The organism is Pseudoduganella sp. HUAS MS19 (assembly GCF_053615455.1).
The window spans coordinates 3,046,910-3,062,639 of sequence record NZ_CM132133.1 but is presented as its reverse complement, the minus strand read 5'-3'; the positions used below and the strand labels follow the sequence as shown (position 1 = coordinate 3,062,639).

Here is a 15,730-nt window from a genome sequence, read left to right as displayed (position 1 = left end):
GCAACCCAGCACTCAATTTCTGCGTTTCGTCGCATTCCAGCCCTGGGCAAGGGCGACGGCCGGTAGGATGTTCACATCCACTTAGCATGTACAACAAGGACACAACCATGCGCATCAAGCTCCCCCTCGCCGCCCTGCTCTCCCTCAGCCTTGCCGGCTGCGTCGTCGTGCTGAACGACAGCGGCGACTACGTCAAGGGCAACGGAACGACCAGCACCGAAACCCGCAGCATTGCCAGTGCCACCGGACTGCGCATCGAGAACCGCCATCGCGTCGACATGAATGTCGAAGTCAAGGTGGGCGGCGCGCCCTCGCTGGTAATTGAAGGCGACAACAACCTGGTACCGCTGGTGCATACCGAAGTGCGCGGCGACACCTTGCGCGTGTGGACCGAAGAGCGCATCGACAGCCGCACGCCGATCCACGTGCGCTACACGGTGCCGCGCCTGGAAAACCTGGAATCGACCGGTTCCGTGCGCACCGGCGTGGAAGGACTCGCTGGCGGCCCGCTGACAGTTGCCCACACGGGCTCCGGCTACCTCGAACTGCGCGGCCAGGTGGACCGCCTGGATATGCGCCACACCGGCTCGGGCCAACTATATGCCGATGGCCTCGACAGCAAGTCGGCGGTCGTGCACATGGTAGGTTCCGGCCGCGTGAATATCGGCTCGGTACGCGGCGACTCCCTGCGCGTGTCGTCCGCCGGCTCGGGCAGCTTCTACGCGCGCGGCATCGTGCACACGCTCGACGTGCAGGTGCAAGGCTCAGGCAGCGCGCAGCTGAACGACCTGCGCGCGGACGAAGCCAATATCACCAGCAACGGATCCGGCGGCGTACAAGCCTGGGTGCAGCATAAAGTCGAAGCCCGCGCCAACGGCTCCGGCCGTATCGCCGTCACCGGCAACCCCGCCCAGCGCACCCTGTACGGCCGCAACACCTCAATCCAATAATGAAAGTCGGGGTCAGCTCCGGCAATCGGACATTTGGCGCAGCCAAATGTCCGATTGCCGGAGCTGACCCCGACTTTCATCTTAAGTGTTAGTTGATCGTCAGGGCGAGGTCGCGGCCGGCTGAGGCGATGTTTCCGGCAAAGTCGGCGGCGTAAATACGCAGCGTGTACTCGCCTGGTGCGAGTTCGCTGACGTTCCAACGGCCGGGCGTGACCTCACCTTGCGACAGGTGGCTTAGCAGCGAGTAGGTGAAACGCGTGGACTTGCTGCCGTAGACTGTGATGCCGCTGTCGGCGGAGTACACGACCTTCACTGCCTCGCGCTGTTTGGGAAGCTGGTCGTAGGTTTGCATGATGCGCGGTTGCTCGTAGCCCGCCACCGGCGTGCCGTCCGCCTGCAACAACTGGTACCCCAGTTCGTACAGGCCCAGCCGGCGCCGTGCAAGGTTACCGTCCATCTTGTCAAAAGCGTCGACTACCACGTTGACTTCCCCCAGTTCGCGCGGCACTTCCAGGCGCTTGCCTTTCCTGGCCGGCAGGCGCTTGTCGTTGGCGTCATACAGGGCGATGCCCTGGATCACCGGCGCAATGGTATCGCGCAGGCCGGGGAATGGCAGCGCCAGCGGGTTCACCACGCGGCCGCGGTCATACAGGTTGAGGTGGACATGGGCCATCTGGTTTACCACGCCGAGCTGTTCGCCGACGTAGAAGCGCGTGCCGCGGCGCACCCGGACACGTTCCGGCTTGCCCTTATCATTCAGCAAGAGCTGGAAGCGCTCGTCCAGCGCACGGTTCTTATTGTCGCGCCCCACCTTCATGTGGATGTAGCTGGTCGTGCCGAGATTGATGCCTTCGCCAATCGAGGCGAAGGCCCAGTTGGGGAGCGGGTCGCTGACCTTGGCCTTTTCAACCACGTGCACCGAGCTGCCGACATCGGCCTGCACATCGAGTCCGGCGTGGAAGTGGTGGCGACTGTCGCCGCCGTAGCTTCCCCTTACCTCGCCCATCAGGCCAACCACCTCATGCGGCTGGTTCTGCGGAAGGACCGGCCAGGGCATCGGGCCCTGGCTGCGCCTGGCCATGATGTCGCTGGCCGCCGCGGATGCTGCATCGGCCGTCGGCCCGGCGCCCGGGGTTGCTGCGGCAGGCGTCCCTTCCATCGTGGCGGGAGCCGGAGCCTGCTCAGCAGCGTGCACGGCGCCAATCAATGCGGCGGCGGGTTGCACCGCCTTGGCGCTAGGTGCGCCTGGCTGCGCCCCGCTCGCACCGGTACCGGCCCGCACCACGCGGTGCAGGCTCTGCGCCGAGCCGTCGGCGAGCACCAGGGTGCCGTTCGGCGCCAGTGCCAGGCTGCGCGGGCCATAAACCTGGATATTGCCATCGATGCCGGTTACCGGATCGGCTGGCCGCGCCGCATCCGGCATTCCTGCCAGGCTGCCATCCGGCGCCAGCTGCAGCAGTCGCCCACGCGAAGACACGGCGATATAGACGAAGCCATCATGGGTCACCGCCAGCGCCATCGGGCGGCGCAGCAGCTGCTCATTTTCCAGCTCGGGCGCCGCGGCAATGGTAAGCACCGAACCATCCGCATTGATGCGGCGCACGGCGTCGTTGCTGGTGTCGGCGACGTAGATGCCATCTTTGCCGACGGCGATCCCGCACGGGGTGTCGAATAGCGCTCCCTCACCGATGCCATCGACGAATCCGGGCCGCCCGCCGCCAGCGAGCGTGGTCACAGTGCCATCTTGTGCGATCCTGCGGATCCGGTCGTTATAGGTATCGGCGACATACACCACGCCTGCGGCATCGACCGCTACGCCAACCGGCCCGTTGAACTGCGCCTGTACGCCCTGCCCATCGGCAAACCCGGCAACGCCGCTGCCGGCCAGCGTCGACACCGTGCCGTCCGCCGCGATCTTGCGGATTGCATGGTTCCCGGTATCGGCAACGTAGACATTGCCTTCCTTGTCCAGGGCAATGCCGGATGGCGTGTTGAAGGCTGCGGCAGCGCCAAGGCCTTCGCTGTAGCCTTCGATCCCGCCGGCCAGCACACGTGTGCTGCCATCGGGCGCCAACACCGAAACCGTGTTCGCTTCGCCGCCGTCGGCGAAATAGATATTCCCCCGCTTGTCGACAGCCACACCGTAGGGATCGGCCAGCCCGGCATCGAGCAAGGTTTCCAGCCGCGCCGGCCAGGCCCGCTCAGTCGGCGCCGGCCCGCGCTTGACCAGCTCCGGCAAGCGCGGCGCCACGCTGCGCACCGGTGTGGAATAGTAAAAATAGCCACCCGCACCGGCAATTGCCAGCACCGCAGCTCCGATAATCGTCAATTTGATGGATGTACGCACGGGCAGCATTTTACCGCCCACCGGACATGCCCGCTTATCGGCAGCCTCATGCCGCCAAATTGCATTCCCTGTCGCTTGCGGCAGGCTGGTCTTCGTGAACGCCGTGCGATGCACCTGACGCAACCCGTTGTTCGCCCTTGGTGGACAACATGGCAATCCCTTTACGGCTCTTCGCGTTCTCGAATCCGCGATGAAAAAAAAAGCCCGCTCTGGGAGCGGGCTGAAGTCTATTTCCTTGGAGGAGAATAGAGGAGACAGGTGCAAGTATGCTGCGGCGCGGTATATCTGTCTACTTTATTGTAGTAATACTAGATATAACCAACCGCAATATCACTTGTCGCTTACATAGGGCAGCACACGGCTGGCCAAACGGGTGTCGGTGCGCAGCACGCTGACCTCGTCGGCCAGGATATGCACTGCTTCATTCAGCAATACGTCCTTGGCATTCTTGGCAGCCTTTTCGGCATCCAGTTCAGCCGACAGGGAACGCTCATCCGCCTGCAAGCCATCGTCGGTGCGGATCGCGCCGCGGACCTGGTTGGCCTGGCGCTGGGCGGCGCGCGGGTTGGCCGGTTTGGCGGCAATGGCCTTGTTCAGGGCATCTTTCGGGTCCGGCACCAGGATAGGATCATCCGGCGACGGGCCGGCAGCCATGCGCTGCTCACGCAGCTTGGCGCGCGCTTCCTGCTGGTCGCGCTCCTTGCGGCGCACGGTCTCATTGAGCGAAACCACATTGTCCTGGCGCTGCTTCTTGACGTAGTTGATATCGTCCAGCAGGTACTGGTAATCCTTGTCTTTGGCAACGCGTGCTTCGTGCTTCTTGCCCAGGATCGGCACGATCTCTTTCAACTCGCCGGCCGGGATGTACACCGCAGGCTTGATCTGGGTGTACGGCAGCGCGTTGTCGTAGCTCGATTCGCCGAAGTTGTCGGCATCGCTGGTGGAAGCCAGCTTGATGTCCGGCGTGACGCCGCGCAGCTGGGTGGTGCCGCCATTGATGCGGAAGAACTGGGCAATCGTCATTTTTAGCTCGCCGAAGCGCGACTTGTCGCTCTGGCCGAAGCGGTCCAGGTTGACCAGGGTCTGCACGGTGCCCTTGCCGAAGCTCGGCTCACCGATCACCAGGCCGCGGCCGTAATCCTGGATTGCCGCCGCAAAGATTTCGGAAGCCGATGCCGAACCACGGTTGATCAGCACACCGACCGGGCCATCCCACGACAGGCCTGGCACATTGTCCGCCTCCACTTCCACCCGGCCTTCGGCATTACGCTGCTGCACCACAGGACCACGGTCGATGAACAGGCCGGTCAACTCGACCGCCTCGGTCAGCGAACCGCCGCCGTTGTTGCGCAGGTCGATCAGCACGTTGTCGACCTTCTCCTTCTTCAGCTCACCCAGCAGGCGGGCGACGTCGCGCGTGGCGCTCTTGTAATCCTTGTCGCCCTTGCGGCGCGCATCCCAGTCCTGGTAGAAGGTCGGCAGCGAGATCACGCCGATACGGCGCTTGACGGCGCCATCCTTGACTTCCAGGATCGAGCGCTTGGCAGACTGCTCTTCCATGCTGATTTTCTTGCGCACCAGGGACAGCACGAACGGCTTGCCGTCCGGCCCTGCCTCGGCACCCAGAATCTGCAGCTTGACGGTCGAATCTTTCGGACCGCGGATCAGTTGCACCACGTCGTCGATGCGCCAGCCCAGCACGTCGGTGTACTTGTCCGATTCGCCCTGTGCCACGGCGACGATGCGGTCACCTACCTTCAGCTTGTTGGACAGGCCGGCCGGGCTGCCCGGCACGATTTCGCGGATCACGGTGTATTCGTCGCGGTTCTGCAGCACCGCCCCGATGCCCTCCAGCGACAGGCGCATGGCGATGTCGAAGTTTTCGGAAGCGCGCGGACCAAGGTAGTTGGTGTGCGGCTCGATCGACATGGCGTAGGCATTCATGAAGATCTGGAACACGTCTTCGCTATTCAGCTTGCGCGAGCGGCTGACATAGTTTTCGTAGCGCTTGTCCAGCGTTTCCCGGATCGACTTGTCGTCCTTGCCGGCCAGTTTCAGGCGCAGCCAGTCGTTCTTGACGCGCTTGCGCCACAGGTCCTTCACTTCCGCTTCCGTCTTCGGCCAGTCGGCCTTTTCGCGGTCGAACTGGTAGCTCTCATCCTGCGTGAAGTCGAACCTGGTCTTCAACAGCTCGCGGGCATAGGCCATGCGGTCCGTGAAGCGCTGCTGGTACAGGTTGTAGATGGTGAAAGGCGTTTGCAGGTTTTCGCCGGTGATCGCGTCGTCCAGGCGGGACTTTTCCTTGCTGAAGGAATCGACATCGGCCTGGGTAAAGAACAGCTTCTCGCCGTCGAGCGATTTGAAGTAGCGGTCGAAGATCTTCTCCGACATCGCGTCGTCCAGCGGCATAGCCTTGTAATGGTAGCGCGACAGCACGCGGGACGCCCACAAGGCGGCCTGGGTTTGTTGTGCTGCGGGCTTGACGGTGACGTCTGTCGCCTTGTCTGCCTGGGCGGCGCCCGCGTAGGCGCTGATCAGTGCCAGGGACAGGGTGGCCAACAGGGTGTGCTTCTTCATCGGCTTGCTCCGAACGTAGGTGATTCCATAAGAATAGTGCTTATCCCATTCTACAGGATAGGACACTCTCCGGGAGAGAGCGGTGATGGGGAGTGTGCTGTGCTTCACTTAAGCGGGCCTGAAGGCACAAATTTCCAGATGGAAACTAAATCAGCCAGCCCAGCTTGATCCAGGCATACCACCCTGCCCCGGCGATCAGCGGCAATGGCCATGAGCGCATGGCCAGCTTCCAGTCCGCCGCGGATGGCCAGCAGGCCAGGAACTGCGGCGCGATCAGGAAGGCCAGGCCAGCATCCAGGGGCGTGAAATGCCAGGCAGTACGCGTGCGCAGCGTGGCAATTCCCCACGGGACCAGCACCAGCAACAGCGGTGCCAGCGCGGTGGGCGCGGCGTTGTACCAGCTCGCGTTGGCAAGTTTGACCTCGCCCAGGAGATAGCCCTTGCCCTCGCGGCGCGGAATGATGGAAAGTGAAACCGGCCGTGCCAATGTGGCCAGTCCGGCCAGGAAATGGGCCAGTTCATGGCACAGGGTGCCCGGCAGCTGCAGCAGCGAGAACACGATGTGGCGCCGCGACAGGAGCCGGATGAGCGCCGCCAGGCATAGCGACGGGGCCAGGTAAAACAGTTGATCCAATTAGCCCGTGTAGAAGCAGCGGCCGCAAGCCTGGCGGTAGGCCTCGTTGCCGCCGATGCTGATTTGCTCGCCTTCACGGATACGCTCGCCCTTTTCGTCGACGCGGATATTCATCGTGGCCTTTTTGCCGCAGGTGCAAATGTTCTTGATTTCCTCGATATCGTCGGCCAGCGCGAGCAGGTAGGCCGACCCCGGGAAAGGCTCGCCGCGAAAGTCGCTGCGCAGACCGTAGCAGATCACCGGCACGCCTTTGGCCTGCGCCAGCTGGTGCAGCTGCTTGACCTGCTGCGGCGACAGGAACTGCGCCTCGTCGACCAGCACGCAAGCCACCTTCTGCATGTCTTGCAGGAAGTCGGTTTCAGCCGAGAACAGCTCGACTTCGCGCTGCGGTCCCAGGCGGGAGGTCACCTTGCCCACGCCGTAGCGGTCGTCGATGGCGGCGGTGAACAGGCGCACGATCAGGCCCTGCTCTTCATAGTTATGGGCGACCTGCAGCATGGAGGTCGATTTGCCTGCGTTCATCGCAGAATAGCGGAAGTAGAGTTTTGCCACAGTGGAAATTATTTTAGAAGTTGCTGCGGGATTATAAAGCGCGAGTCTGCAACCGCCAAAAAAGGTATAAGCTAGCGCAAAGAAATTCCTTCTTGGTTCAATCGAATCGCCACACAATGCGCGCTTTTCGCAAGGAGAGAAAATGCAGAATACCCGTCCTGCAGCTTTGTTCAGCCTGATCGGCAATACACCGCTTGCCGAAGTAACCCGTCTCGACACCGGCCCATGCCGGCTGTTCCTCAAGCTTGAATCCCAGAATCCCGGCGGCTCCATCAAGGACCGCATCGGCCTATCCATCATCGAAGCGGCCGAGCGCGAAGGTTTGCTCAAGCCGGGCGGCACCATCGTCGAAGCCACGGCCGGCAATACCGGCCTTGGGCTGGCGCTGGTCGGCGCCATCAAAGGCTACAAGGTGCTGCTGGTGGTGCCGGACAAGATGGCCACCGAGAAGATCCTGCACCTGAAGGCGCTGGGCGCCGACGTGCGCATCACCCGCTCCGACGTGGGCAAGGGCCACCCCGAGTACTACCAGGATTACGCGGCCCGACTGGCCAGCGAGATCCCGGGCGCCTTCTTCGCCGACCAGTTCAACAACCAGGCCAACCCGCTGGCCCACGAGACCACCACCGGTCCGGAAATCTGGGAGCAGATGGCGCGCGAGATCGATGCCATCGTGGTGGGGGTCGGTTCGTCCGGCACCCTGACCGGCCTGGCGCGCTATTTCCGCAAGGTGGCGCCGCACGTCAAGTTCATCCTGGCCGACCCCAAGGGCTCGATCCTGAAGGAATACGTGGACACCGGCAAAGTGGCGGATACCAGCGGTTCCTGGGCGGTGGAAGGCATCGGCGAGGACTTCATCCCTGCCATCGCGAACATGGAGGCGATCTCGCAGGCCTATACCATCACCGACCAGGAGAGCTTCGACAGCGCACGCGCCCTGCTCCGCGCCGAAGGCATCCTGGCCGGCTCCTCCACCGGCACCCTGCTGGCAGCCGCCCTGAAATACTGCCGCGAACAGACCAGGCCGCAGCGCGTGGTGACTTTCGTCTGCGACACCGGCACCCGCTACCTGTCCAAGGTCTACAACGATAGCTGGATGTTCGACCAGGGCCTGCTGCAGCGCCAGAAGCTGGGCGACTTGCGCGACCTGATTGGCCGCCTGTTCGAGAACGGCGACGTCGTCAGCGTAGCGCCGGGCGATACCCTGCTGATCGCGTTCAACCGCATGCGTGCGGCCGACCTGGCGCAATTGCCCGTGATCGACGACGGCAAGCTGGTGGGCATCATCGACGAGTCGGACATCCTGCTCAAGGTCGAGAACGATGCGGCCCAGTTCAAGAGCGAGGTGGGCGGCACTATGACGAGCCGCGTCGAAACCCTGGCGCCATCTGCCGGCATGCCCGGCCTGCGTGATACGCTGGACCGGGGACTGACCGCCGTCATCGCCGAAGGCGGCAAATTCTATGGCCTGATCACCCGCTACGACTTACTTAACCACCTGCGCAGGACTTTATCTTGACCGAAAAGAAAACCAAAGCCCACCTGGCCACGCGCGTCATCCACGCGGGCCAGCACCCGGATCCATCGACCGGCGCCATCATGCCGCCGATCTATGCCACTTCAACTTTCGTCCAGCAAAGCCCCGGCGTGCACAAGGGCCTCGATTACGGCCGTTCGCACAATCCCACGCGCTGGGCGCTTGAGCGCTGCGTGGCCGACCTGGAAGGCGGCGCGCAGGCCTTTGCCTTTGCTTCCGGCCTGGCCGCCATTTCGACCGTGCTGGAATTGCTCGATGCCGGTTCGCACATCGTCGCCGGCGACGATATGTACGGTGGCACCTTCCGCCTGTTCGAGCGCGTGCGCCGCAGAAGCGCCGGGCATGAATTCACCTACGCCGACCTGACCAATCCGGAAAACCTGCTGGCCGCCCTGCGTCCGGAAACAAAGATGGTGTGGGTCGAGACGCCGACCAACCCAATGCTGAAGCTGGCCGACCTGGCGGCAATCGCGCGCATCTGCCGCCAGCGCGGCATCCTGGCGGTGGCCGACAACACCTTTGCCAGCCCGATCGTGCAGCGCCCGCTGGAGCTGGGCTTCGACATCGTGGTGCACTCCGCAACCAAGTACCTGAATGGCCACTCGGACATCATCGGCGGCATCGCCGTGGTCGGCGGCGAAGAGCGCCAGTCGGCCTGGCGCGAGCAACTGGCCTTTCTGCAGAATTCCGTCGGCGCCATTGCCGGCCCGTTCGACGCCTTCCTGGCCCTGCGCGGTGTGAAGACGCTGGCGATCCGCATGGAGCGCCACTGCAAAAGCGCCCTGGAACTGGCGCGCTGGCTGGATCGCGAACCCAAGGTCCGGAAGGTGTTCTATCCCGGCCTGGAGTCGCATCCCCAGCACACGCTGGCCAAGACGCAGATGGATGGTTTCGGCGGCATCATCTCGATCGACCTCGACACCGACCTGGCCGGCGCCCGCCGCTTCCTCGAACGCTGCGAAGTGTTCGCGCTGGCCGAGAGCCTGGGCGGCGTGGAATCGCTGATCGAGCACCCCGCCCTGATGACCCATGCATCGATTCCGGCCGCGCAGCGCGCCGCACTGGGGATCGGCGATGGCCTGATCCGGCTGTCGGTTGGCATCGAAGATATCGAGGACTTGCGCCAAGACCTGCGTAATGCCCTTGACGCCATCTGATCGCCACTGCAGCAACTGCAAGCGCCCGATGCGGGTGCTGGACCTGTCCGGCCACTACCAGCGGCGGGTGGAGATCGACTCCTGCCCGCATTGCTGCCTGGTGTGGTTCGACGACACGGAATCGGTGCGCCTGGCCGGACCGGGGATCGCGGAACTCGTGCGCGAAATCCATGGCGCAATGCAGCCCGGCGGCGAGCATGCCCATGCGGTCTCGCTGGCCCGGGTGCAGTCCTGCCCGGTCTGCAGCGCCGCCCTGAAGCACGTTTTCGATATGTCGCGCTTCGGGCGCACTTCCAAACTGGAATGCCCGCAGGGGCATGGCTACTACCAGACCTACATCCTCTACCTGGCCGAGAAAGGCTTCGCCCGGCCCCTGGCATGGTCGGATATCCGTTCGCTGCAGGCTGCAGGCAAAGAAGTCTTTTGCGCAGGCTGCGGCTTCCCATTGTCCGGGCGGCCTGTCGAAGCATGCCCGGCCTGCCGTTCGGCAGTTGGGGTCATCGATCCGGCCCGGCTGGCAATGGCGGTCGCGCCGGACGGCGCCGCCGGCGCCGCTCCCGCTCCGGAAGTCGGCCAGCACGCATGCCATGCGTGCGGCGGCGCCATCGACCTGACGCGCGACATCCACTGCCCCCGCTGCCAGGCGCCTGTGCTCCGCCGGGATACCGAGGACGCCGCGCGCGCTGCCACGGCGGCGGCCCAGGCCGCGGAAGCCGCGCTGGCATCGGTACGCGACGACATCAAGCTCAAAACCGCCGCACAGCACGTCGCTGTCAATTTTGGCGAAGACCAGCGCGCACAAGGGCGCAATGGTTTCCAGTTCAGGCTGGCGCTCGGCCTGCTGATCGGCGCCGTCGCGCTCGCAGCCATGGCCTGGTACAGGCAAGCTGCACAACGCTCCACCTGGACACCCCAGGAGGCGCCGCTGATTTCCTACAGTCCGCGCTTCAAAGAGGCCGATCTGAGATGCGACATCCATTCTTCCGTACGTCGGGAGGTGCGGGTACGCCAGCTTGTCGTCGTGCCGGGGGCACCGGGTCCTGGCCCGGCCAAGGCCACGTTCGGCGCCATGCAGGCCGCCTACCAGCGCGCCAGGGTGCTGCGGGGCCAATGGGAAAACGGTGGAGCGTTCGAAATCCTGGCAGAAGAATTCAACAACCCTTACGCCAGCCCGCGCAGCATACCGTCGGGCTTTTTCCGCAGGGGCGAAGCGTCAGCCGTCGTCGAACGGGCGGCCTTTTGCCTGCCGGTCCATGAAATCAGCCCACCGCTGCTGGCGGAAGACGGCTTCCACATCATCGAAGTCCTGGAAGCGCGTTAGTCGGCAGGCCGCCGTACCGGATCGCTGATATTGAACACGCGCCGCACCAGGCTCTCGAGCGCCACGAATACGCCCTCCACGCCAAATCCTGCAATGAACGACAACGCCGAAGTGCTGAGAGCCCAGTTCCCCAGCAGGCCAATTTCGCTGCCCGGCGTCTGGCCCGAAGGGTTGACGAACAGCGCAATGCAGGCGCCGATCGTGGCGCCCAGGGCAAGCTGCAGCAAAGCCAGCGTGAAATCACGCGGAGACAAAAGGCTCTCGCGCATCTTCGCCCACAGGCCCCGCACCACGGCGGCGCCCGCACCCAGCACCCCGTAGCACAAAGGCAGGACGGCTGTGCCCACGACGAGCGTCACCACACGCGCCTGTTCCTCCAGCGCACGCTGCAGGCGGTTTTCCCTTTCGGCGGGTGTGGCAACCGCCTGCAGCACGCCATCCTCGGGCATGCGGCCGAACGGACGAGCCAGCAAGCCATAGCAAGCCTGCCAGGGCACCAGCCAATCGCGCAGGTTCATGCTGATTGCGGCCGCCTGCGCCGCCAGATGATGGCGCCGGGAACAAAGCTGGTACTCGTCCGTGCTGCGATAATGCGCCACGCCTGCCATGCCGGATTCAGCACAGAACTGCACTGGCGGCGCCGTGGCGCTGGCGGCATGCTTGAACTCCGCCTCCCCTATTTCCTTCGACAGTGCGGCTTGCGCCGCCTGCACCGCGTCCAGGTGCTGCAGGATCGCGCTGCCGCCGGCGACGTGCCAGGACATGAGACAGGTCAGCACCAGGCCCACCAGCAGCAGGTAGACCACCAGTTTCATGCGCAGGTTGAAACTTGCGGCAACCCTGACCAGGCCGGGAAATGCGTTGCGGGCCAGGGTAAGGCGGGTCGGCTTGTTCCAGTGTGGGCTGTGGGCGTCGCCGTTCTCCCCCGCGCCGTTGCCAAACATCTTGTTGCGCAGCCAGTTGCGCCAGTCGCGGCGGTTGTCTTCGCCCACCACCAGCAAAGTGAACGCAATCGTCAGGCCCGTCGCCGGGCGGGCAGCAGCATTCAGCTTGTCCTTGGCGCACAGTACCTTCACCGCCTGGGCCACGCGCAGCTCGTCGCTTCCGGGTGGGGTCAAACCGATCGCACACAGCTCGTCGATGTGCGGCTCGCCGTCGTCGTGGTTGTGGAAGTTGTAGAGGCTCTTGTCCCAGCGTCCGGAAATGTGGTCAAGCAGCAGGAAGACTTCGTTCAGCTCGCGAACGAAGATGAACTCTTCGATCCGTTGGCAGGCAGTGCTGCCATTCTCGTCAGGACTGGAAGACATGGGCGCCTCCCCATTAGCAGGATGTCACTTCATTGTGCGCCTGCCAATGCCGGGAGGACTTTGCGCTAGCTCAAACGGCAATCTTATTCGCCCGGATGGTATTTGCGTTCCAGGTTCTTCTCGATGTCTTCCTTGTAGAACAGCACGTCCTTGAACTCGCCGCGCGCGTACATTTCGGCCTGGTCGTTGAAGTGCGGCGATGCCGGATTACCGCTCTGGCCGCCGGCCAGGATACTCTTCGCCTTCACCTTCGGCCCGAACTCCACGGCCGCCACGAAGCTATTGCCGCGCTCGCCATAAATGCGCTTGGTGCGCTGCTGCGACGTCATGCCGTAGGCCGCAAGCGCGCCGAAATTCCCCGACGCATAAGGCACCGGAATGCTGGGCTTGTTGTCGTCAAACGGTTGCACGATATCGCCCGTCAGGCGCTGGAAGCGGTTGATCTCGCCCCAGGGCGTTTTCCAGCTTCCAAAGTCGGAAGACAGCTTGTTCGAAGCGCGCACCAGTGCTTCAAGGCGCTGCTTCGACGTGAGCTGGGTTGCCAGGAAGTCCAGGACCGGCATGCCCTTCTCTTTCGCCGCCGGGCCATACTGCTTGACCTGGTCCTGCAGCCAGTAGATGGCCACCGAGGTCGGCACCGAGTTCAATGAATAGCGCATGTCCCAGTCGCGCAGCAGCGTGATCTGTTCGATCACGGCAGCTTTGGACAGGTCGCTGGCAGGCGATTCGTCGTAAGCGCGTAACAGCAATGGCAGCAGCGGTTCAAAGGCCGTCAGCTGGCTGTCGTAGGCGGCCGCGATCAAGCTGTCGATGGTGAAGTCCTTCTTCCCCTGCAGCACGCGCACCGCATGGATGCCGCGCGCGTTTTCGGGGTGGACCGACATATAGGCCGGATAGTCCTCACGGCGCGGGCTGTAGGCGCCCGCCGCCGAAAATGGCCAGTTGTTGGTGTTCTGGATCCAGCCGTTCTTCGGATTGAACAGCTGGATCGTTTCACGCACCGGGTGCAAACCTTTCCAGTCGGTCGCCGGTTCGGCGCCGCTCACTGGCTTGGAATAGTCGAAACGCCGGTCGCGTACCGGCATGAAATTGCCGTGGAAATAGGCGATATTGCCATCCGCGTCCGCGTACACCGTGTTGTTGGAGGAATTCGTGCGCAGTTCCATCGACCTGTAGAAGGCCGGATAGTTGCGCGCCTTGGTGCGGATGAACGATTGGGTCAACGCCCTCAGCGGCTCGTTCATCATCGCCACCGATACCCACTTGCCATCCTGCTCGCGCACCACCGGGCCGCGATGCGTGAAATAGGCCGACACGGTCTTCTCCGCCATGCTGCCGTCGGCAGCCTTGTACGGCAGGCGTACAAGCTCGCTGCGGAACGGACGCAGTTCCTTGCCATACTGGTAGAAAACCTTGCCGTTCTTTTCCACCACAGTTTCCAGGTACTCGTCGATCACATCGCCACCGCCGGATGTATGCATCCAGCCAATGCGGTCATTGAATCCCTGGTACACAAAGAACTGGCCCCACGTCACTGCGCCATAGGCATTCAGGCCTTCCTGGCTGATCACATGGATTTCCGGGCGGAAGTAGAACGAAGTATGGGGGTTGATCATCAGCAGCGCGTGGCCCGATTTGCTCAGTGCCGGCGCGATGGCAAAACCGTTCGAGCCGCGCGGCTCCTGATCCAGGTCGCTGCCGGCGGCGGCCGCCGGTGCCGGGTGCTTGCTGTAGAACGCCTTCAACTGCTCGATGTTGACGCTTTCGATGTCGCCGCCGATGCTGCCTTCACTGAAGCTGAGCGCCATCCAGGGTTCGAAACGGGTCAGCAGGCGCGGTTTCTCCTGCGGGTGGGTGTGCAGGTAGAAGTTCAAGCCATCGGCCCAGGCCACCATCAGCTTTTTCAGCCAATCGGGGCTGGCCTTATATTGCGCTTTCAACTCTTCGGGCGTGATGAACAGTTTCATGCGCAGGTCCTGGTACAGCGCCTGCTCGCCTTCGACTTCCGCCAGGCGGCCCATCGCATTGATGTAATTCAGTTCGATGCGCTTGAAATCATCTTCCGACTGCGCGTACATCATGCCGAATACCGCCTCCGCATCGCTCTTGCCGTAGATATGGGGAATGCCCCATTTATCGCGCAGGATCGTGACGCGCTTGGCAAGCGCCTTCAGGCGCAGCACCTCCGCGGGAGCCAGAGCCCCGGCCGCCTGCGGGGCGGCCGGAGCGGCAATCGCGGGAATGGCACAGAACGCGGCCAGCGCGGCACTCAGCTTGCGCATGCCTTATTGCTCCACCAATTGAGCAATACGCTCGCGCAGCTCGGCGTTTTCAGCGCGCAGCGCGGCATTCTTTTCCTTCAGTTGCGAGACCTCAAGGCGCAGCACCTCCACCTCGGTCAGCGGGGCCGGGCGCTCGGCCGCGGCATGTCCCGCTCCAGCATCCTCTTTCGGCGGCTTCGGCGGACGGTTGGCGGCGCGCTGTTCGCGGATCTCACGGGCGGCCTGCTGCAGGAACTTTCGGCCGCCGGCGACGGCCGACTTCTGGTCCTCCTCCGGCAGCGATGCCACCGTGGCGGCGGCGTTGATGGAAATCGTCCCCGAGCGCACGGCTTCCACCAGTTCCGGCGTGGCGCTGCGGGTGATCTTCTCGATCTGTCCCAAGGTGTTGGCGCTCAGGCGCGCAGCGCGCGCGATGTCTTCGCGCTTGGCTTTCGGCTTTGGCGGCGGCGCCGCTTCCTCGGCTTCCGGGTCCGGCGGCGCAATGGCCGCATCTTCGGCCTTGGCCTGTTCCCTCACGGCCTGCTCGCGCTTGGCCAGGATTTCCTGCTGGCGCAAGGCCAGCACGCCACGCTGGAAGTCCGACACGCTGCGGCGCCCCAGGTGATTGTCGATCATCCACAGCATCACGTCTTCCATGTTCTTGAAGCTCGTGTTCTGGGTCACTTTGAAAGGGATGCCGTGCTGCTGGCAGATCGAATAGCGGTTATGACCGTCGACCAGAACATCGTTCCAAAGCACCAGCGCATCGCGGCAACCTTCGGCCAGCAGGCTGCGCTCCAGCGCGCTGCGCTCAGCCTCGGTCAGCGGTTCGATATAGTCCCGCAGGACGTCATTGATCTTGATTTGCATGTGGTCTTTCCAGGGAATTCTGCGACCAGCATGCTACAACATTCCACAGCGATTTCAAGCATTGCCAGATTTGCCACTACTGGATGTTAACGATCAGTCATGTCATAATAGCGGGCTTCAAGCATGCCCCGGTGGTGAAATTGGTAGACACACCGGACTTAAAATCCGTTGGCCGCAAGGCCGTGCCGGTTCGATTCCGGCCCGGGGCACTCTCCTG

11 protein-coding genes and 1 tRNA gene are annotated in these 15,730 nt (G+C 63.4%); 5 read left to right on the top strand and 7 right to left on the bottom strand.

Annotated elements, in window-relative coordinates:
* Positions 1-107: 107 nt before the first annotated feature.
* On the top strand, positions 108-950 hold the full coding sequence (locus ACWBU6_RS14040; RefSeq protein WP_452649389.1) for a head GIN domain-containing protein: 843 nt from the start codon (positions 108-110) through the stop codon (positions 948-950).
* 88 nt (positions 951-1,038) lie between these two features.
* Here ACWBU6_RS14040 and ACWBU6_RS14035 read toward each other — a convergent pair whose 3' ends face one another.
* The 4 genes from ACWBU6_RS14035 to ACWBU6_RS14020 form a co-directional block, all read right to left on the bottom strand.
* On the bottom strand, positions 1,039-3,297 hold the full coding sequence (locus ACWBU6_RS14035) for a gluconolaconase (protein WP_452649388.1): 2,259 nt from the start codon (positions 3,295-3,297) through the stop codon (positions 1,039-1,041).
* Positions 3,298-3,627: 330 nt separating this feature from the next.
* Complete coding sequence (locus ACWBU6_RS14030; RefSeq protein WP_452649387.1) at positions 3,628-5,874, bottom strand: carboxy terminal-processing peptidase; 2,247 nt, start codon at positions 5,872-5,874, stop codon at positions 3,628-3,630.
* A gap of 145 nt (positions 5,875-6,019) precedes the next feature.
* The gene (locus ACWBU6_RS14025; RefSeq protein ID WP_452649386.1) at positions 6,020-6,508 is read right to left on the bottom strand and encodes a hypothetical protein; all 489 of its coding nucleotides are present in this window, start codon (positions 6,506-6,508) and stop codon (positions 6,020-6,022) included.
* Entirely contained in the window at positions 6,509-7,060 is a 552-nt protein-coding gene (locus ACWBU6_RS14020) for a thymidine kinase (protein WP_452649385.1), read from the bottom strand.
* Positions 7,061-7,202: 142 nt separating this feature from the next.
* Between ACWBU6_RS14020 and ACWBU6_RS14015 the strand changes: the two genes are divergently transcribed.
* Genes ACWBU6_RS14015 through ACWBU6_RS14005 form a run of 3 tightly spaced genes read left to right on the top strand, consistent with a single transcriptional unit; the run spans position 7,203 to position 11,075 of the window.
* A complete protein-coding gene (locus ACWBU6_RS14015; RefSeq protein ID WP_452649384.1) occupies positions 7,203-8,579 on the top strand; it encodes a pyridoxal-phosphate dependent enzyme in 1,377 nt (458 codons plus the stop codon).
* Positions 8,576-9,754, top strand: a complete 1,179-nt coding sequence (locus ACWBU6_RS14010) for a trans-sulfuration enzyme family protein (RefSeq protein WP_452649383.1) — start codon at positions 8,576-8,578, stop codon at positions 9,752-9,754. Before ACWBU6_RS14015 ends, ACWBU6_RS14010 begins: the two co-directional genes overlap by 4 nt.
* Complete coding sequence (locus tag ACWBU6_RS14005; RefSeq protein ID WP_452649382.1) at positions 9,741-11,075, top strand: peptidylprolyl isomerase; 1,335 nt, start codon at positions 9,741-9,743, stop codon at positions 11,073-11,075. Before ACWBU6_RS14010 ends, ACWBU6_RS14005 begins: the two co-directional genes overlap by 14 nt.
* Here the strand turns inward: ACWBU6_RS14005 and ACWBU6_RS14000 are convergent.
* From ACWBU6_RS14000 to ACWBU6_RS13990, 3 genes are all read right to left on the bottom strand, one after another.
* Complete coding sequence (locus ACWBU6_RS14000; RefSeq protein ID WP_452649381.1) at positions 11,072-12,382, bottom strand: hypothetical protein; 1,311 nt, start codon at positions 12,380-12,382, stop codon at positions 11,072-11,074. The genes ACWBU6_RS14005 and ACWBU6_RS14000 overlap by 4 nt on opposite strands.
* Before the next feature lie 83 nt (positions 12,383-12,465).
* On the bottom strand, positions 12,466-14,664 hold the full coding sequence (locus ACWBU6_RS13995) for a penicillin acylase family protein (protein WP_452649380.1): 2,199 nt from the start codon (positions 14,662-14,664) through the stop codon (positions 12,466-12,468).
* Between the two features lie 3 nt (positions 14,665-14,667).
* Positions 14,668-15,513: a hypothetical protein gene (locus ACWBU6_RS13990; RefSeq protein ID WP_452649379.1), complete on the bottom strand. Its 846-nt coding sequence runs from the start codon at positions 15,511-15,513 to the stop codon at positions 14,668-14,670.
* A gap of 125 nt (positions 15,514-15,638) precedes the next feature.
* Here ACWBU6_RS13990 and ACWBU6_RS13985 point away from each other — a divergent pair.
* Positions 15,639-15,722: transfer RNA gene (locus ACWBU6_RS13985), tRNA-Leu, on the top strand.
* Positions 15,723-15,730 lie beyond the last annotated feature (8 nt).